Here is a 17,981-nt window from a genome sequence, read left to right on the forward strand (position 1 = left end):
ACGCGAGCCCACGCTCGCNNCAACACCCGCATCAGCATCGCTTGCGCCTGGCAGAGTGTGCCCCGCACAAGTCAATCACCGAGGGGAAGACCGTGGATATCGACTGGTCTGTCGTTCTAGACGCCTGGCCCAATCTGATGGATGGCATGTTCATGACCATCCAGATCACCCTGGCGGGCCTGGCGGGTGGCTTTGTCCTGGGGGCGCTGGCGGGCGTGGCGCGTGCCTATGGGCACGTCGTGTTATCGATCATTGCACAAGTCTATATCGGGGTCATTCGCGGCACGCCGATCGTGGTGCAGGTCATGTTCATCTACTTTGCCTTGCCCCTGCTTGTGCCCGGCTTGCGGGTCGATCCGGTGTGGGCGGCGATCGCGACATTGATCATCAACTCGGGCGCCTATATCGCCGAGATCGTGCGCGGCTCGCTGCTCTCGGTGCACAAGGGCCTGAAAGAGGCCGGGCAGGCGATGGGCCTGCCGTTCTACAAAATTTTGCTGCATATCATCGGGCCCGTCGCATTTCGGCGCATGATCCCGCCGTTGGGTAACCAGTGCATCATCAGCCTGAAAGACTCCTCGCTGTTTATCGTCATCGGGGTTGCCGAGCTCACCCGCCAGGGTCAGGAAATCATGGCGGCCAATTTCCGTGCCGTCGAGATCTGGTCCGCGGTCGCCCTCATCTATCTGGCGCTGACGGGGGCGATGGCTCTGGGGCTGCGCTGGGTTGAAAAAAGGATGCGCATACTATGAGCATGGTCGAATTTCACGAGGTCACCAAGCGCTTTGGTGACGCGACGGTGCTCAATGGCATCACCCTGAATATCGACGCCGGCGAGGTCGTTGTTGTGGTCGGGCCATCGGGGTCGGGCAAGTCCACCTTCCTGCGTTGCATCAACGTCCTTGAAACCATCGAGGGCGGCGACCTGCTGGTCGATGGCGTCAGTGTCAAGGGTAGCCCCGCCCAGGTGCGCGAAATCCGCCGAGAGGCCGGGATGGTGTTTCAACAGTTCAATCTGTTTCCACAGATGACCGCGCTCGAAAACGTCATGTTCGGCCCGCGCCACACGCGTGGTGTATCGCGTGCCGAAGCCCGAGCGCTCGCCGAAGAAATCCTGCGCAAGGTCGGGCTGGCCGACCGCATGAACCACTATCCCGCCGAGCTATCGGGTGGCCAGCAGCAGCGCGTTGCCATCGCGCGCGCCTTGGCGATCAAGCCAAAACTGATGCTGTTCGACGAGCCGACCTCAGCGTTGGATCCCGAGCTGCGCCACGAGGTGCTCAAGGTCATGCGCGACTTGGCCGAGGAGGGCATGACCATGGTGGTGGTAACCCACGAAATGGAATTCGCGCGCAAGGTCGGCAGTCGATTGATCTTCATCGACGGTGGCGTCGTCGCACATGACGGGCCACCCCAGGAATTGCTGTTGAATCCACCCAGCCAGCGGTTGAAAGACTTTTTGCAGCACGTGAGCTGAATACTTCGAACCCCTGCAAAGAGACGCCCCAAAAGTTGGATATCTATCCTGACTTTTGGGGCGCAGCGCACCGTGGATGTCGGGGCGCTTTTATGGCGATCAGCTATTGACCTCGGCATTCAGCTGTTCCGCTGTTAGACCGTAGTCCTTCAGCAGGTCGGCCTCGTCAATATAGCCATTGGCCAAGTCGTGGCGAAGCGATTCGCGATCACGCTCGGCCGGCGCACCAAACCCCCCGCCACCGGGTAATTCCAGCACCAGACGTTCACCCGGCGGGACATGCTGCGTGCCCTTGCCGCGCAAGATGGTGCCGTCGCTAAGCGAGACCTTACCCGGTTTACCCGATTGGCCGTTGGCCCGGCCACGTGCTGGATTACCGATGCGGTCGAACATGGCATTGAAGCGAAAGACATAGCCGTCGCGCGGACCCAGCTCCATTACTTGGCCCAGGCCGCCACGGTACCGGCCGGCGCCACTGGAATGCTCGCGCAATTCCTTGCGCCAGACGACGATGGGTCCCGTCTGCTCGGTGGCCTCGGCCGACATTGCGTGCACGCCACTGGGAAACGCGGTGGACGACAAACCGTCCAGCGTCGGACGGGCGCCGGTGCCGCCGCTGTTGAACATCAGAATCTCGGCCGGTGGAAGGTTCGCGTCGGGGTTTGCGGCGCGCGCGCTGACGTGCAGGTTCCATAGCGCGCCGGATCCTTCGGCAGGGATGCGTTCGGGCAGGAAATGGTGAAGCGCGCCCAGCACCAGGTCCGGCACGAAATGGCCCAAAACATGGCGTACCGCGACGGGGCTAGGGCGTTGCGCGTTCAGGATGCAACCCTCCGGCGCAATGGCGGAGAAGGGTGCCAGGGAGGCGGTGTTATTCGGCACCTCGGGTGCAATGACACACTTCAGACCGTAGCAGGCGTACGCCTTGGCATAGGCGAGAGGCACGTTAATACCGAAAGGGCTGGCGGGCGACGTGCCGTCGAAGTTCGCGACCAGGCCGTCGGCACCGACCTCCAGTTCGACCTTGAGGGTCACGGGCTGATCGTAGCCGTCCAGCGTCATTTCATTGGCGTATTTGCCTTTCGGCAGCGCCGCGATGCGCTCCAGCGTGGCGCTCAGGCTGCGTTCGAGGATAAAGCTGCCGATGCCTTCGAGATCGTTCAGCTCGAATTCGCGCAGCATCTCGAGCAGGCGGCGATGGCCGGTATCGTTGCACGCGGCCAGGGCATACAGGTCACCCACCACCTTGTCGGCCTCGCGGACATTGCTGCGCAGTATGGTGACCAGGTCACGGTTGATTTCGCCGCGCGTGGCGAATTTCATGATCGGTATGCATATGCCTTCCTCGTAAACCTCGCGGGCATCCGGTCCAAAACCTCGCCCACCGACGTCGACGACGTGTGCCGTCGCGGCGAAGTAGCCGATCAATTGGCCATTGAAAAAAGAGGGCGTGACGACGGTGAAGTCATGGAGATGGCCCGTGCCTTTCCAGGGGTCGTTGGTCAGGTAGACATCGCCTTCGAAGATGTTGTCGGGGCCGATGTCGGTGATAAAGGTGGGTACGGCGTCGGCCATCGTGTTGACGTGGCCCGGCGTGCCTGTCACGGCCTGCGCCAGCATGCGTCCCTGTTGGTCGAAGATCCCGGCCGACAGGTCGCCGGCCTCGCGTACGCTGGTGCTGAAGGCCGTTCGTATCAGTGCCAACGCCTGTTCTTCCACGACCGAGATAAGGCGGTTCCACATGACTTGCATGTGGATATTCTGCAGATTGTCGGTGCTCATGATCGGCTCCTTAGGCGGCGGTGTGTTTGCTTGAAACCAGGAGGCATCCGTCCGCTTGGACGATGGCTTCGAAAGACGCGGTGATCAACGTCGAGGTTTCACGCTCCACGACGATGGCCGGGCCGGCGATGCGCGTGCCGGGCAACAGGCCTGCGCGCTCAACGATGGCGGCATCCACCATTTGACGCAGCTTGGCATCGAAGATACGGCGCTGGCCGATGACGGTAGCCGTGGCGTTCGCATCGAGCAGCGCCAGGCGCTCAACCGGCGGCAGCGGCGAGCTGGCCTTGACCGCCCAACTGATGGCTTCGATGTCCAGTCCATCGATCGGGCGCCCAAAATAGCGGGTATAGGCAGCCTCGAAATCGGTGCGAAGCTGTGCCACATCATGTTCGGCAAATTCCGTGGTGTGCAGCATCACGGGGATTTCCCAACCCTGTCCGACATAGCGCATGTAGACCTTGGCCTCGACCACGGGGGACTCACTGGAGTCGCCTTGCCGCGCGAAGGTCATGGCCTCGTCGCGCAATTGCGCCAGCAGTTGATTGACGGCGGCGCAATCAAATTGCGTCAGGCGAACATTGGCGCTGCGTACGCTTTCATAACCGAAGGGTGATCGCAGAAAGCCAATGGCGGAGCCCACGCCCGCGCCAGGCGGCACCAGAAAGCGCTCAATGCCGGTCTTTTCGCACAAACGGGCGGCGTGCAGCGGACCCGCGCCGCCGAAGGTGATCATCGTGTACTTGGAGATCTCTCGGCCGCTTTCCACCGTGTGCACGCGTGCGGCATTGCTCATGTTCTCGTCCACGACCTCGGCGATACCGTACGCGCCGTCCTGAGCGGACAGCCCAAGCGGTTGCGCGACGCTGTTCAGCACGGCGGTCTGCGCGAATTCTGTCGACAAGGAAAACGATCCGCCGGCAAAGTTGTCGGGATCCAGTCGCCCCAGCAACAAGTCAGCGTCGGTGACAGTGGGATGTTCGCCACCGCGTTGGTAGCAGGCCGGGCCGGGCTCGGAGCCCGCACTTTGCGGACCCACGCGGATCTGGCGCATCACGTCCAATCCGGCGATGGACCCGCCACCCGCGCCGATCTCCACCATTTCGACGACGGGAATGGAGATTGGCATACCGCTGCCCTTTTTAAAGCGGTAGGTGCGCGCGACCTCAAAGGTGTTGGCGGTCTTGGGCGTCTGATCGTCGATCAGGCAGATTTTGGCAGTGGTGCCTCCCATATCGAAAGACAGTACCGAATCGAGCTGATAGCGTGCGGCAATGTGGGCGGCAAAGATGGCACCGCCAGCGGGGCCCGACTCCACCAAACGCACCGGAAAGCGCGACGCACTATCCACGGAAATGATGCCGCCGCCGGAATGCATGATAAAGACGGGGCAAGTGGCGCCGGCTTCGTGGATCTTGTGTACCAGCCGGTCCAGATAGGACTGCATCAGGGGCCGCACATAGGCGTTGGCGCAAACGGTATTAAAGCGTTCGAATTCGCGTAGCTGCGGTGATACCTCGGACGAGATCGAGATCGACAAGTGCGGCAGGCGCCGACTGAGCGCCTCGCGCATGAGATGTTCGTGCGCATCGTTGACATAGGCATGGATGAAGCCGATCGCCACGCTCTCGTAGCCGCCGGCCTCGATCCGCTCGACCAAAGCCTGGACGTCGGCCTCGGCAGGCGCGATCAACACATTACCGGATGCGTCGATGCGTTCGCGCAGCGTCAAGCGATCACGACGGTCGATCAGCGCAGGCGGCAGCTTGATATCCAGATCGTATTGTTCGAAACGGCTTTCCGAGCGCATCTCCAGCACATCGCGAAAACCTTCGGTCGTGATAAAAGCGGTGCGGGCACCACGACGCTCGATCAGCGCATTGGTCGCGAGGGTCGTACCGTGAATAATCAATCCCATATCCGACAGCGAGATGCCTGCGGCCTCGGCCACGTCTCGCAGGCCTTGAACGATAGCGCGCTCGGGGGCTTCGTAGTCGGTCAAGATCTTCGTGGAGTAGAGCTTGCCTGCAAGCTCGAGGGCAACATCCGTAAACGTACCCCCGATATCGACCCCCACACGGGCTTTCTGTTGCTGTGATGACACTGCGTTCTCCTGTGCACACAAGAAATTATGGCCATGGCACCGGCGCGGGCGTCCCGGGTCGGATGACATGAGCAGACACTAAAGCGACACTACATATGATGATACCTGTCATACAGGTGGTCAATCGGCGATTGTCTGAAAACAGAAAACGCCCTACGTTTCACCTTCGGCTTGCGGGTGGGCTGCTTGTCAAGGCTTGGTGGTCAGTCGCTTGCGGTAGCGGGCAACGCTTTCGCCGAGATGGCGGGCCATGGCGGTGCGTGCCGCCGTCGTATCGCCGCGCATGATGGCGGACATGATGGTGCCGTGCTCGCGGGCCGCGCGCTTTTCGTAATCACGCAGCTCTTGCTCGGATTTTCCCCGGTGCTTGATCTTCATGTCCAGTTCCATTTCTTTGACCGCGGATTTCAGCAGATGTGCGAAGTGCGGATTATTCGAGGCGCGAGCGATGGCCAGATGGAAATTGACATCCGCCTGCACGGCGCACGCAGAGTCATTTTCCGCGGCATTGAATTCGTCGAATGCCCGCACGATATCGGCCATATCCGTTGGGGTACGTCGTTCCGCAGCCAATCCGGCGGCCTCTACCTCCAGGCCGACCCGGACTTCCATGATGTGCAGCGCACGGCGATTGTCGGCGGGGCTTTGAATATCAAAGTGGATCGGCGGGTCATGGTCTTCGGCAACAAACACGCCCAGGCCTGGGCTGCTGATGACGCGGCCACCCAATCGCAGCGACGACATGGCCTCGCGGATCACCGTCCGGCTGACGTTGAACTCTTGGCATAGCGCTTGCTCGGAGGGTAGGCGCTCGCCGGGGCGGTAGGTCTGTGTGTCCAAGCGTTCAGACAGGGCCCGGATAACGACGTCGGTGAGTCGTGTGCGGGGCTTGCTTTGCTTTTTGCTATTCAAGTCACGGGCTCCGTGAATGCGGCGAAAAAGTACCCACTATAGGGAAAAACATGGTGCATTAAATCCTAAATTTGCACCAAACAAGTGATGTTAATTTTGAGTTGTATGACGGGAGGTGTATGAATACAATGAATCGCGAGTCGCGTTCAGCGCGCTGGGCGGCACATTGGAAACAGTATCTGTTCAAGATCAACTCATAAGGGGATTTCCATGCAGTTCTTACGCAAGCTCTTGGCCGTGGCACTCTGCGCTGCGCCCATGGTGGCCGCTTCCGCGGCAACGACCTGGACCATGGCCTCCGGCTATCCGGAGTCCAGTTTCCTGACCCAGAATATCCGCCAGTTCATCAAAGAGGTGGAAACCGAAAGCCAGGGCCAACTGAAGATCGACTTGCGCTCGAACGACACCCTGATCAAGCACGATGCGATCAAGCGCGCGGTTCAGGCGGGCCAGATCCAGGCTGGCGAAGTCCGCCTGGGTGTGTACGGCAATGAAAACCCGATGTATGCATTGGATGGACTGCCCAATATCGCCGCCAATTACGAAGAAGCTGCATTACTGACCGAAGCGCAGAAGCCGTACTTCGACAAACTGCTCAAGAAAAATGGTCTGCGCGCCATCACCTATGTGGCGTGGCCGGGGCAGGGCTTTTACACCAAGACACCGATATCGGGCCCTGAGGACTTCAAAGGGAAAAAGCTGCGCATCTATTCGCCGCCCACACAAAAAATGGGCGAAATGCTCGGCTTTCAGGCCACTATTCTGCCGTTCGCCGAGATATCGCAGGCATTTGCCACTGGGCTGATCGATTCGCTGTTCACCAGTGCACAAACCGGAATCGATACCCAGGTATGGGACAACTGCAAATACTTCATGTACACAGGTACCTTGCATAACAAGAACGTCATTCTCGTGAACGAGCGTGCGTTCCGTGCGCTGGATCCAGAGCTGCGCAAGATCGTGTTGGCAGCCGGCGAGCGCGCCACCAAACGCGGCTTCGAAATGAGCGAAAAGGCCGGCAAGGAAACGGTTGAAACGTTAAGCAAGAACGGCATGACAGTGACTGAGGCCGGCCCGGAGGTCCAGAAGGTATTGGCCGACGTGGGCAAGACCATGATGGACGATTGGCGCAAGAACGCCAGCCCCGAGGAACAAGAGGTGCTGGACAATTATTTGGCGGCCAAGGCCAAGGCGGCCAAATAGACCCATAGATGTTAAGCCCTGCCTGCGGCCCATTAACGGCACGCAGGGCTTAACAGCATGCGAAGCGCCATGCTTCGCTCGTCCCGCATCTTCTGGAGCTGTACAAGATTATGTTGAGGAAAATACTAGACGGCCTGTATACGGCTAGCGGCGTACTGGCCGCCGCGTTCCTGGCCGGCATCGGCATCTCCATCATTACGCAGATCGTCGGTCGCTCGCTCGGCTACACGGTCGATTCGACAGAGCTGTCGGGATTGTTCATGGCGGCTTCCACTTTCCTGGGGCTGGGCTATACATTCAAGGACGGTGGCCACGTACGTGTTGGCCTGATCATCAGTCGTCTGACCGGTGGTACGCGCAAAGCACTTGAGCTGTGGTGTTGCGTGGGTACCGCTTTGCTGATGGCGTTTATCGCGTGGCAGGCCGTGCTGTTTACCTGGCAATCGTACGAGTTTGACGATGTCAGTCCGGGGTTGCTTGCCATTCCGTTCTGGATCCCGCAATCCGCACTGGCGCTGGGGCTCATCATTCTGACGATTGCGCTCGTTGATGCCGCACTGGCTGTTGCTCGCGGCGAAGAGCCGAGCTACGACAAGAACAGTGACGCGGCGCTGGAATAGCGCATTCGCGGCCCTTGGTCGCGCGACCTGGCTCACACTCTTCACGCGGGAATAAAGCATGGATCAATATTCGACGGTGATCGCATCCGGGACGCTGCTGGTGGTGTTACTGGCGCTCTTGGCTAGCGGTGTTTGGGTAGCGGTTGCGCTATTGGCAATCGGCGTGGTGGGCCTGGCGGTATTTACTACCGCGCCAGTGGGGTCGCTGATCGTCTCCTCGATGTGGGACGCCAGCTGGGGTTGGCCGATGACTGCGTTGCCGCTCTTTATCTGGATGGGGGAAATCCTGTTCCGCACGCGCCTGTCCGAAGATATGTTCAAGGGGCTCGGCCCCTGGGTCAGTTGGCTGCCGGGCCGCCTGTTGCACGTGAATATCCTGGGCTGCGGCATCATGGCGGCGGTGGCCGGGTCTTCGGCTGTGACCTGCGCCACGGTGGCACGAATGAGCCTGCCCGAGCTAAAGAAACGGGGCTACGACGAGAAAATGATGATTGGCACCCTGGCCGGTTCCGGCACACTGGGCCTGATGATTCCGCCCTCCATCATCATGATTGTCTACGGCGTCACGGCCCAGCAATCGGTGGCGCGTCTGTTCATGGCCGGCATCCTGCCGGGCCTGTTGCTGATCGCCCTGTTCATGGGTTATGTGATGGTGTGGTCGTTGCTGAATCCGTCCAAGATTCCGCCGCGCGACCCCGCGCTGAGCCTTGGCGCCAAGCTACGGAACTCGCGCCGACTGATCCCCGTGATGCTGCTGATCGTCGCGGTTATTGGTGCGATCTACGGCGGGGTGGCCACACCCACAGAGGCCGCTACGGTCGGTGTGCTAGGTGCGATGGCATTGGCGAAACTGGGTGGCACCTTGTCACTCAAAAGCCTGGGCGACAGTCTGATGTCGGCGATGAAGATTTCGTGCATGATCTCCTTCATCGTGGCCTGCGCCGCCGTGCTGTCGATTTCGGTGGGATACCTGAACATCCCGCAGGTGCTGGCCGCCAAGGTCGAAAGCATGGCATTGTCGCCCTATATGCTGCTGGCCGTGCTGACGCTGTTCTTCCTCGTACTGGGCTGCTTTCTGGAAGGGATATCCATCCTCGTGCTGAGCAGTGCCGTGATCTTGCCGATGGTGCAGGCCGCTGGTATTGATCTGATCTGGTTCGGTATCTACATCGTCATCATCATCGAGATCGCGCAGATCACGCCACCCCTGGGTTTCAACCTGTTTGTGCTGCAGTCCATGACAGGGCGCGATATCTGGCAGGTTACCAAGGCATCTATACCGTTCTGCCTGCTCCTGGTGATCGCGATTTCGTTGATCACGATCTTTCCGGGCATCGTTACGTATCTGCCGAGCCTGATGCAACACGGCTGATCGATGAAATAAGGCTGACGCCTGAGACCCAGGCTGTCAGCCGCGGCCCAAGCGTCAACCTTTGACGCGAACGATCTTTTGCACCTGTGGCACGTGCCGGATGGCACGAATAACTTGCGCCAGGTGCTTGCGACTTTCGACCTGGACGGTCAGGTGCAGCGATACGGTGGAGACCGCATCGTCGTGCATGGTGATCTGCACGATGTTGGCATCGGTGGCCGTGACCTCGGCGGCCAGTCGGCCGAGCACGCCGCGCTCGTTGCGGGTGATGATATCCAGTCGCGTCGAGAAGTGCTTGGCCGTGTGGACATCCCAGGCCACGTTGACCCAGCGCTCGGGTTCCCGGGCACGCAGACGCACCGCAGTGGGGCAATCGGTCGTATGGACGACCAGGCCTTGACCCAGGCGCAAGCCGGCGATGATGGGGTCTCCCGGCAGGGGGCCGCAGCATGACGCCAATTGCACCGCCTGGCCCTCGCTGCCCTTGATCAGGATCGGGGCGCTGCGAGCCGAGGTGATTTCATCGACCGCGGCGGCCGTGGTCGCGACGATCTGATGTTCGGGTGCAAAGCGGCGCGCGACGACAGCGGCCAGGCGTTTGCCCAGGCCGATATCCGCCAGGATCTCTTCGCGCGAGGTCGCGCCCGTGCTGCGGGCGAGTTTCTGCCAGGCCGGGTCGTCCTTGGATGGCAGATTCAGATGCAGCTCTTGCAGGGCGTGCTCGAGGAGACGCTCGCCAAAGGCGACCGATTCTTCGTATTTGACCGTGCGCAGGTAATGACGAATCTCCGAGCGCGCACGACCGGTGCGGACGTAGTTCAGCCATTGCGCATTGGGTCGTGATGCGGGCGACGTGACGATCTCGACCACATCGCCGCTACTGAGCTCGGTGCGCAGGGGCACGAACTCGTTGTTGACCTTGGTGGCGACAGCCTGATTGCCGATGTCGGTGTGAATCGCATATGCAAAATCCACCGGTGTCGCGCCGCGCGGCAGCGAGATGATCTTGCCACGCGGGGTGAACACATAGACTGCGTCGGGAAACAGATCGACCTTGACGTGCTCCAGGAACTCGCCCGAGTCGCCGGTCTGGCTCTGGATGTCCAGCAGCGACTGCAACCATTGGTGCGTGCGCTTTTGCAGATCGTTGAGTGTGATGTCGACACCCTTGTACAACCAGTGCGACGCCACACCTGCCTCGGCGATGTGATGCATATCGCGTGTACGAAACTGGAATTCGACGGGCGTGCCATACGGACCCACCAGTGTCGTGTGCAGCGACTGATAGCCGTTGACCTTGGGGATCGCGATATAGTCTTTGAACTTGCCCGGCACCGGGCGGTACAACTGATGCAGGGCGCCCAACGCCAGATAACATTCGGGCAGCGTATGCACGATGACCCGGAATCCGTAGATGTCGAGCACTTCGGAAAACGATTTTTTCTGGTCGACCATCTTGTGATAGATGCCGAACAGGGTTTTCTCACGACCCGAGACCTCTGCCTCGATACCGGCAGCGGGCAGGGCGGCACGCACAGCATCGCTGATCTTGCCGATGACCTCGCGCCGATTGCCGCGCGCGGCAAGCACCGCTTTGTAAAGCACCTGATAGCGGTTGGGGTACATGGCCGCGAAGCAAAGATCCTGCAGTTCGCGAAACAGCACATTCAGGCCCAAACGATGTGCAATGGGTGCGTAGATCTCGAGGGTCTCACGCGCCACGCGGCGGCGCTTTTCCGGATTGACTGCTTCCAGCGTGCGCATGTTGTGCAGGCGGTCGGCCAGCTTGATCAGGATGACGCGGACGTCGCGCGCCATGGCCAACAGCATCTTGCGAAAGCTCTCGGCCTGCTGGTCGGCCTTGGTCGCGAAATCGAGGCGGTCCAGTTTGGATAGCCCGTCAACCAGCTCGGCCACCTCAGGGCTGAATTTTTCGGCCAGTTCGTGTTTGGGGACGTCCTGGTCTTCCATGACGTCATGCAGCAGCGCCGCGCATAGCGCGTTAGCGTCGAGTTTCCAGCCCGCGCAGATTTCCGTGACGGCGATCGGGTGTGAGATATAGGGTGCGCCGCTCGAGCGGAATTGACCCAGATGGGCCTGGTCGGCAAAGCGGTAGGCTTCGCGGACGAGCTCAACGTCTTTTTTGTCGAGATAGCTGCCGAGGATCTCGGTCAGGGGGGCGAACGAGGCGACGATCGAGGTCGGATCGGCCAGACTGACGTCGCCTCTCGTGTGGGAGAGTTCGACGGGTGAGTTTTTCTTGTCGGAGCGGCGTCCGAGTCGCGACCCTGCTCGCAACGCGGCGAGCAGGCCCGAAGAAGCGTACTTCAGCCGGGGAAAAGCCATATTGCTGCCCCCCAGGCCTGGATCAGCTCGGGACTTTACGCAGCATTTCCAGGCCGGTGTGACCGCTTGCGATTTCGCGCAAGGCGGTGACCGTGGGCTTGTCTTTGCTGTCGACACGCGGCGCGTGGCCTTGTGCGAGCTCGCGGGCGCGATAGGTCGCAGCCAGAGTGAGCTTGAAGCGATTGGGAATTCTATTCAGACAGTCTTCGACAGTGATGCGAGCCATGAATTACACCTGAAACGTGCTGTGAAAAGGGACGACTCAGTGGTCACCCGAAATGCCGAGCTGGGCAAACAGCTTTGCATGGCGGACAGTCTGAGACGAAAAACGTAGCCGGGCGGCGCTGATAATCTGAGACAACTCCGCCAAGGCTACGCTAAATTCTTGATTAATAATAACATATTCGCATTCAGGCGCATGGGCGATTTCCCCGCCTGCCGCCAGCAATCGGCGCGCGATAACGTGGGGTTCGTCCTGGCCACGCGCCTTGAGGCGATGCTCGAGTTCCTCGATGGAGGGCGGCAGAATAAAGATGCCGATGGCCTTGGGATAGCGCTGCCTGACCTGGCGCGCGCCTTGCCAGTCGATCTCAAGCAGGACGTCGTTGCCGAGTTGCGTGGCCTGATCGATGCGGTCGCGGGGCGTGCCGTAAAAATTGCCATGTACCTCAGCCCATTCCAGCAGAGCGTCGTCCGCGCGCAGTTGTTCGAATTGCTCGACAGTGATAAAGCGGTATTCGCGGCCATCGACCTCGCCGTTGCGCGGCGGTCGGGTCGTGCACGAGACTGACAAAACGATCGCGCTGTCACGGTCGAGCAGGGCCTTGACCAGGCTCGATTTGCCAGCGCCGCTGGGCGCTACCACCATGAACACATTGCCGGGGTGTTTTGACATAAATCGGTCACGCAAGCTGAGTAGGGAACGAAGAATAACAAATTCGCTCTATTATATTGACTCTCTGAGGCCGAGTCCCTGTGCCTGCGGACTTGGAGACTAATACGGAGAACAATATGCAGTCGAATGATCAGACAAGCGTTTCACCAGTCGCGTTGGTCACCGGAGCAGGCAGCGGTATTGGCCGTGCGGTCGCGCTCGAGTTTTTAGCGCAAGGCTTTCGGGTGGTGTTGGCGGGTCGCCGACGCGAGCAACTCGAGCAGACGCGTACCGCGGCGGGCGAAGATAGCGCGCGCGCGCTGGTTGTACCCACCGATGTCACCGACGAGCAGGCGGTGCGCGAGTTGTTTGACGAAACCCAGCGAGAGTATGGCCGGCTGGACGTGTTGTTCAACAACGCCGGTCGCAATTCTCCCGCCGTCCCCATCGAGGACCTGTCCGTGGAGCACTGGCGCGAGGTCGTCGATGTCAACCTGACGGGCATGTTCCTGTGCGCCCAGGCCGCCATTCGGTTGATGAAAGCCCAGCAGCCCGGCGGTGGACGCATCATCAACAATGGCTCGATTTCGGCGACGGCGCCAAGGCCGTTTTCGATCGCCTACACCGCGACCAAGCACGCCGTGACGGGCCTGACCAAATCCATTTCGCTGGACTGCCGCAGCTATGGCATTGCGTGCGGCCAGATCGACATCGGCAACGCGGCCACCGAAATGACGCAGCGCATGGCCGATGGCGTATTGCAGGCCGACGGTACGCGTCGCGCCGAGCCGCGCATGGATGTCTCGCATGTCGCGCATGCGGTCGTGTCGATGGCGAAACTGCCGCTGGATGCCAACGTGCAGTTCATGACCATCATGGCGACCAACATGCCGTTTGTGGGACGAGGCTGAGTTTCGCGTCGGGGCGCATCAGGCGCCAGAAACCCATCAGGGAGCCGATGGCTCCCTGATGGGTTTTTATGGCAAACAACTGGCGCGTCGCATGACGCGCGGGGTCGTTATTGATCGAATTACTGATCGATATTGACGTTTGCAACCAGACGGCCGACCGGCGCGGGTATCGGCGTATCGGGCGAAATCGCCTCGTCCATCTCGATATAACGGCGCGCCGTCACGTAGTGGCGTGACCAGTATTTATTGTCCAGGCTGTCGACGCGAACGGTAGAGCCACGCGTGGGGGCATGCACAAACTGGTTTTGACCAATATAGATGCCGACATGCGACACGCCACGACGACCGCGTGTCGCAAAAAACACCAGGTCGCCGGGCTGCAGTTCTTTTTTATTGATGTTCGAGCCCTCGCGGCGCTGTTCGCGCGCGGTGCGGGGTAATTCCAGACCCGTGATCTCTCGATACACAAACTGGGTCAGACCACTGCAATCAAAACCTGACTCCGGATCCTCGCCACCCCAAACATACGGGGTGCCCAAGGTGTCCAGGCCCGCGCGCACGACCATGTCGGGCAGGCTGGGCACCGTCAAGGGGTCGACCATGCGCAAACCCTGCACCGAAGCAAGAGCCTCGAGAGGCGTGCTGGCATGAGCGGGGGGGAGCCAAGACAGGCCAAGCGCTAAAAGCGGCGCGGCCAGGAATGAGGATAGAGCGGATAAATTCGGATGGATTTTTCGCGTCGGTGGAGTCATTGCGACACTTCAACTTTCGGAGTGGGGCGGGATGGCTGAGGGCATCAAGCCGGCGGAAAATGTGGTACGCAAACAACGCGACCGTGTGGCATTGTAACGCATTAACGGTTTTTTGCATTCCAGGGTTATTACTAACAAAATGCAGAAAGATTAAAGAAAAATGACAGCGGCTTCGCGGAGGATTGCGCTGTCATGGCACTTCTGAATTGTCGGCGTATGCTGTGTTCAGCATGCGATTTTCGGGAAAATGAAAAAAATGACAGTTGACTTTTCGATTGGCCTTCATAAATCTCCGCCGCCGCTGGCGTTTGAATCCTTTGATCAGGCTCAGGCCGCCGTTGATCGTTTGATGGAGATTTATGGGCGAAATACCGCCTATCTTCGAGCCGCATTCCAAGACGTTGTGAACGGTCGCGATTTACCCGGGCCCGTGCGGGCCTGCTATCCCGCCATTCGCATCCGGGTGACGACCTACGATCTTATTGATACCCGGCTCTCGTTCGGGCATGTGGCCGAGCCGGGTGTGTACCAGACCACGGTGACCCAGCCGACGCTATTTCGCGAGTATTACCTGGCGCAGATCGGCCTGTTGATCCAGAACCACCACGTGGCGGTCGAGGTGGGCGAGTCGGAGGTGCCGATTCCTTTGCATTTTGCATTCCCCGAAGGCGCCTATGTCGAGGGCGAGCGTCTGGAAGGAATGCGGCGGCCGTTGCGCGACCTGTTTGATGTACCCGCTCTGGCCGTGACTGACGACGCCATTGTGAATGGCTCGTGGCGCGGCCGGGAGGGCGAGCCGCGCCCCCTGGCGCCGTTTACCGCGCAGCGCGTGGACTATTCCCTGCATCGCCTGCAGCACTATACGGCGACGGCGCCCACGCATTTTCAGAACTACGTCCTGTTTACGAACTACCAGTTCTATGTGGATGAATTCTGCGCGCGCGCCCGGGCGCTGATAGCCGACGGCACAGGCGACTACGATGCGCTGGTCGAGCCTGGCAATCGCATCACGCGTCGAGGCGAGGCCGCCGCCAACCCGCCTTCGGGCGGGGCGCGGTTACCGCAAATGCCCGCGTACCACCTGGTGCGCCCCGATCATGCCGGCATTACCTTGGTGAATATCGGGGTAGGGCCGTCCAATGCGAAAACCATTACGGACCACATTGCCGTGCTGCGCCCCCACGCCTGGCTAATGCTCGGGCATTGCGCCGGGCTGCGCGATTCCCAGCGCCTGGGCGACTACGTGCTGGCGCACGGGTACGTGCGCGAAGACCACGTGCTGGACGACGATTTGCCCACCTGGGTGCCCGTGCCGCCGCTGGCAGAGGTACAGGTGGCGCTGGAACAGGCCGTCGAAGAGGTCGCAGGTCTGTCGGGCTGGGAGCTCAAGCGCATCATGCGCACGGGCACCGTTGCCAGTATCGACAACCGCAACTGGGAGCTGCGCGACCACACTGAGCTCGTGCAGCGGTTTACCCAGTCGCGCGCGATCGCGCTCGATATGGAGTCGGCCACCATTGCGGCGAACGGATTCCGGTTTCGCGTCCCGTACGGGACCTTGCTGTGCGTGTCAGACAAGCCTCTGCACGGCGAGTTGAAACTCCCCGGCATGGCTAGCGCGTTTTACCGGGATCAGGTCAACCAACATCTGGAAATCGGAATTCGGGCATTGGAGCTCCTGCGAGAGATGCCGCCCGAGCGCTTGCATTCACGCAAGCTGCGCACATTTATGGAAACCGCTTTCCAGTAAATAATTGGCACTTAAGTAGTATTATTAGTTAATAAACTACTTTAGTGCCATTTTTATATTCTTGTTTATGGCAAAATAATACCTATATTAGTTATTACACTACTTTGGTGCTATAACGATAGCTATCTCTCTATAGTGAGCCTCTCGTGACTCACAAAAGGTGACACGATGAACAGCCTATCCGACATTGCCGCCACACTGCGGGCGCGTTTACGTCAACAGGGCCAGACCCAAGCCGGCTTGCGCGAATCCGCGGGCATTGCGCAGCGCACCTTGACCAACGTCCTCAGCGGTGAGCAGGATTTCAAGGTCAGCACTTTGCTCGCCCTGGCTGACCGCCTGGGCCTGGAAATGATGCTCGTCCCCAAGGGGGCGGTGGTCGGCATGGACGCAGGGGGCGCCGCCAAGGCCAAGATCCCCACCCGTATCGAGGTCGCGCGGCGACAACTGAGCGACGCCTCCTCAGAATGACCCTGAACGGAGCCACCTCATGAATGTTCAAGCATTAGCGATTTTCGTCGGCACGCAGCGCGTGGGCGTGCTGTTTCAATACAGCATGCCGGGTGCGGATGTCGTCACGCGTTTCGTCGCCGACGATACCTTTGCCCGGCAGGCCGCGGCCCCTGTCGTCTCAGTGTCCTATTTGGCCGACTCCGCCGAAGACCAGGCCGCATTCTGGGCCGACGTGCGCAGCGAACCGCTCAACGGCCGCCATTCCTCGCAGAATGGCTGGCTGTTGCCGGCATTTTTCCAGAACCTGTTGCCCGAGGGCGTGTTCCGCGATCATGTCGCCCGGGTGCGCGGTTGCGATCCCAAAGATCATTTCGAAATGCTGGCCGCGTGCGGCGGCGATCTGCCGGGCAACGTCTACGCGCGGCCCGTCGAGCTCTCGCGCAACGAACTCGCGCACTATGTGACCCAAGATCAGGACGCCCTGGAGATGACCGTCACGGCGGATCCCATGGAGCAGGGCGTTTCCCTCTCGGGCGTGCAGCCCAAGCTGGGCGTGATTAAGCAAGGCCAACGCTACGTCGGGCGAACTCGCGAGCACGACACCCATATCATTGCCAAGTTGCCTGTCGTCGGCCAGCCCCTGCTACCCGAGCTCGAAGCGCTCTCCCTCCAACTGGCACAGGCAGCGGGCGCCACCGTTTGCCAGGCCTATCTCGAGCCCCTGGAAAACCTCGTCGCCGAGCACGGCTACGACCTGGGTGACGCCGATGCGCGCACGCAGTTTCTGGCCGTCGTGCGCTACGATCGTCAACCCGGCAAACGTATTCATTGCGAAGACTTCGCGCAAATACTCGGCGCCATGCCCGAGGAAAAATACCGCGCCGCGACCTATCTCGACGTGGCCGCCGTCCTCATGGCCTTTCCGTCATTGGGCGAGCCCGCCGTGCACGAGCTTTTACGCCGCATGACGGTCAACGAAATGCTCGGCAACCCGGACATGCATCTGAAAAACCTGGGCCTGATCTATCCCGATGGCCGGACGCCGCAGTTCGCGCCCGCCTACGATATCGTTGGCTACGCGGCCTACCATCCGTGTCAGGGTCATGCCTTGCGCATCATGCCCGAGAGCATGGAGCCACGCCGTACCTCGCGAGCGGACGGTGCCCAGGCTGATGGAAAATCCACGATAAAACCCGCACTATCGCCCGCCATGCTGCGCGCCTTTTGTGCCCAACTGCGTATTCCCGAAAAACCCGCTGCCAAGGCCGTGAGCGACTGCGTCAAAGCCGCCCATGCGCAGTGGCCCGCCTTGATCGAACACGCTAAACTCACCGACCGCCAACGGCAGAATCTGCTGACGCATTTTCACTCGCATCCGATGGTGCAATCCGTGCGTGTGAAATAGCCATCCAATCACAGGAATCG

16 protein-coding genes are annotated in these 17,981 nt (G+C 60.3%); 9 read left to right on the forward strand and 7 right to left on the reverse strand.

Annotated features, from left to right (window positions below; genetic code table 11):
• Positions 1-92: 92 nt before the first annotated feature.
• Both glnP and glnQ read left to right on the forward strand, forming a co-directional pair.
• A complete protein-coding gene (gene glnP, locus ACNAZS_RS22530) occupies positions 93-752 on the forward strand; it encodes a glutamine ABC transporter permease GlnP (RefSeq protein WP_415792851.1) in 660 nt (219 codons plus the stop codon).
• Entirely contained in the window at positions 749-1,477 is a 729-nt protein-coding gene (glnQ, locus tag ACNAZS_RS22535) for a glutamine ABC transporter ATP-binding protein GlnQ (protein ID WP_415792756.1), read from the forward strand. Before glnP ends, glnQ begins: the two co-directional genes overlap by 4 nt.
• A 99-nt stretch (positions 1,478-1,576) precedes the next feature.
• On the opposite strand, the gene ACNAZS_RS22540 is transcribed toward glnQ, so the two are convergent.
• The 3 genes from ACNAZS_RS22540 to ACNAZS_RS22550 form a co-directional block, all read right to left on the reverse strand.
• Positions 1,577-3,259, reverse strand: coding sequence for a hydantoinase B/oxoprolinase family protein (locus ACNAZS_RS22540; RefSeq protein WP_415792757.1), 1,683 nt, complete (start codon positions 3,257-3,259; stop codon positions 1,577-1,579).
• Between the two features lie 10 nt (positions 3,260-3,269).
• Positions 3,270-5,363: a hydantoinase/oxoprolinase family protein gene (locus ACNAZS_RS22545; RefSeq protein WP_415792758.1), complete on the reverse strand. Its 2,094-nt coding sequence runs from the start codon at positions 5,361-5,363 to the stop codon at positions 3,270-3,272.
• Between the two features lie 189 nt (positions 5,364-5,552).
• A complete protein-coding gene (locus tag ACNAZS_RS22550) occupies positions 5,553-6,275 on the reverse strand; it encodes a FadR/GntR family transcriptional regulator (protein ID WP_415792759.1) in 723 nt (240 codons plus the stop codon).
• A 210-nt stretch (positions 6,276-6,485) separates the two neighbouring features.
• Between ACNAZS_RS22550 and ACNAZS_RS22555 the strand changes: the two genes are divergently transcribed.
• The 3 genes from ACNAZS_RS22555 to ACNAZS_RS22565 all read left to right on the forward strand — a co-directional run bounded on the left by ACNAZS_RS22555 (position 6,486) and on the right by ACNAZS_RS22565 (position 9,470).
• The gene (locus tag ACNAZS_RS22555) at positions 6,486-7,478 is read left to right on the forward strand and encodes a TRAP transporter substrate-binding protein (protein ID WP_415792760.1); all 993 of its coding nucleotides are present in this window, start codon (positions 6,486-6,488) and stop codon (positions 7,476-7,478) included.
• Positions 7,479-7,588: 110 nt separating this feature from the next.
• Positions 7,589-8,098: a TRAP transporter small permease gene (locus tag ACNAZS_RS22560; protein WP_415792761.1), complete on the forward strand. Its 510-nt coding sequence runs from the start codon at positions 7,589-7,591 to the stop codon at positions 8,096-8,098.
• A 58-nt stretch (positions 8,099-8,156) separates the two neighbouring features.
• Positions 8,157-9,470, forward strand: a complete 1,314-nt coding sequence (locus ACNAZS_RS22565) for a TRAP transporter large permease (protein ID WP_415792762.1) — start codon at positions 8,157-8,159, stop codon at positions 9,468-9,470.
• Positions 9,471-9,524: 54 nt separating this feature from the next.
• Here ACNAZS_RS22565 and ACNAZS_RS22570 read toward each other — a convergent pair whose 3' ends face one another.
• From ACNAZS_RS22570 to gmk, 3 genes are read right to left on the reverse strand one after another with little or no spacing between them, the layout of a single operon-like run.
• Complete coding sequence (locus ACNAZS_RS22570) at positions 9,525-11,816, reverse strand: RelA/SpoT family protein (protein WP_415792763.1); 2,292 nt, start codon at positions 11,814-11,816, stop codon at positions 9,525-9,527.
• A 22-nt stretch (positions 11,817-11,838) separates the two neighbouring features.
• Positions 11,839-12,042, reverse strand: coding sequence for a DNA-directed RNA polymerase subunit omega (gene rpoZ / locus ACNAZS_RS22575; RefSeq protein WP_415792764.1), 204 nt, complete (start codon positions 12,040-12,042; stop codon positions 11,839-11,841).
• A 36-nt stretch (positions 12,043-12,078) separates the two neighbouring features.
• On the reverse strand, positions 12,079-12,711 hold the full coding sequence (gene gmk / locus ACNAZS_RS22580; protein ID WP_415792765.1) for a guanylate kinase: 633 nt from the start codon (positions 12,709-12,711) through the stop codon (positions 12,079-12,081).
• A 116-nt stretch (positions 12,712-12,827) separates the two neighbouring features.
• Between gmk and ACNAZS_RS22585 the strand changes: the two genes are divergently transcribed.
• Complete coding sequence (locus ACNAZS_RS22585) at positions 12,828-13,601, forward strand: SDR family oxidoreductase (RefSeq protein ID WP_415792766.1); 774 nt, start codon at positions 12,828-12,830, stop codon at positions 13,599-13,601.
• Between the two features lie 119 nt (positions 13,602-13,720).
• Here the strand turns inward: ACNAZS_RS22585 and ACNAZS_RS22590 are convergent, their stop codons facing one another.
• On the reverse strand, positions 13,721-14,353 hold the full coding sequence (locus ACNAZS_RS22590) for a C40 family peptidase (RefSeq protein WP_415792767.1): 633 nt from the start codon (positions 14,351-14,353) through the stop codon (positions 13,721-13,723).
• A gap of 256 nt (positions 14,354-14,609) precedes the next feature.
• Between ACNAZS_RS22590 and ACNAZS_RS22595 the strand changes: the two genes are divergently transcribed.
• The 3 genes from ACNAZS_RS22595 to ACNAZS_RS22605 all read left to right on the forward strand — a co-directional run bounded on the left by ACNAZS_RS22595 (position 14,610) and on the right by ACNAZS_RS22605 (position 17,961).
• Positions 14,610-16,103: an AMP nucleosidase gene (locus tag ACNAZS_RS22595; RefSeq protein WP_415792768.1), complete on the forward strand. Its 1,494-nt coding sequence runs from the start codon at positions 14,610-14,612 to the stop codon at positions 16,101-16,103.
• Positions 16,104-16,271: 168 nt separating this feature from the next.
• Complete coding sequence (locus ACNAZS_RS22600) at positions 16,272-16,574, forward strand: helix-turn-helix domain-containing protein (protein WP_415792769.1); 303 nt, start codon at positions 16,272-16,274, stop codon at positions 16,572-16,574.
• A 19-nt stretch (positions 16,575-16,593) separates the two neighbouring features.
• A complete protein-coding gene (locus ACNAZS_RS22605; RefSeq protein ID WP_415792770.1) occupies positions 16,594-17,961 on the forward strand; it encodes a type II toxin-antitoxin system HipA family toxin in 1,368 nt (455 codons plus the stop codon).
• The last annotated feature ends 20 nt before the right edge of the window (positions 17,962-17,981 follow it).

This window comes from Bordetella tumulicola (genome assembly GCF_965138755.1).
GTDB classification, from domain to species: domain Bacteria; phylum Pseudomonadota; class Gammaproteobacteria; order Burkholderiales; family Burkholderiaceae_B; genus Bordetella_A; species Bordetella_A tumulicola.

What these genes read in the sequence shown, in the direction of transcription:
- glnQ (WP_415792756.1), top strand. Translation starts at nt 749, where the DNA reads ATGAGCATGGTCGAATTTCACGAGGTCACCAAGCGCTTTGGTGACGCG.
- ACNAZS_RS22540 (WP_415792757.1), bottom strand. Translation starts at nt 3,259, where the DNA reads ATGAGCACCGACAATCTGCAGAATATCCACATGCAAGTCATGTGGAAC.
- ACNAZS_RS22555 (WP_415792760.1), top strand. Translation starts at nt 6,486, where the DNA reads ATGCAGTTCTTACGCAAGCTCTTGGCCGTGGCACTCTGCGCTGCGCCC.
- ACNAZS_RS22560 (WP_415792761.1), top strand. Translation starts at nt 7,589, where the DNA reads ATGTTGAGGAAAATACTAGACGGCCTGTATACGGCTAGCGGCGTACTG.
- ACNAZS_RS22565 (WP_415792762.1), top strand. Translation starts at nt 8,157, where the DNA reads ATGGATCAATATTCGACGGTGATCGCATCCGGGACGCTGCTGGTGGTG.
- ACNAZS_RS22570 (WP_415792763.1), bottom strand. Translation starts at nt 11,816, where the DNA reads ATGGCTTTTCCCCGGCTGAAGTACGCTTCTTCGGGCCTGCTCGCCGCG.
- rpoZ (WP_415792764.1), bottom strand. Translation starts at nt 12,042, where the DNA reads ATGGCTCGCATCACTGTCGAAGACTGTCTGAATAGAATTCCCAATCGC.
- gmk (WP_415792765.1), bottom strand. Translation starts at nt 12,711, where the DNA reads ATGTCAAAACACCCCGGCAATGTGTTCATGGTGGTAGCGCCCAGCGGC.
- ACNAZS_RS22585 (WP_415792766.1), top strand. Translation starts at nt 12,828, where the DNA reads ATGCAGTCGAATGATCAGACAAGCGTTTCACCAGTCGCGTTGGTCACC.
- ACNAZS_RS22590 (WP_415792767.1), bottom strand. Translation starts at nt 14,353, where the DNA reads ATGACTCCACCGACGCGAAAAATCCATCCGAATTTATCCGCTCTATCC.
- ACNAZS_RS22595 (WP_415792768.1), top strand. Translation starts at nt 14,610, where the DNA reads ATGACAGTTGACTTTTCGATTGGCCTTCATAAATCTCCGCCGCCGCTG.
- ACNAZS_RS22600 (WP_415792769.1), top strand. Translation starts at nt 16,272, where the DNA reads ATGAACAGCCTATCCGACATTGCCGCCACACTGCGGGCGCGTTTACGT.
- ACNAZS_RS22605 (WP_415792770.1), top strand. Translation starts at nt 16,594, where the DNA reads ATGAATGTTCAAGCATTAGCGATTTTCGTCGGCACGCAGCGCGTGGGC.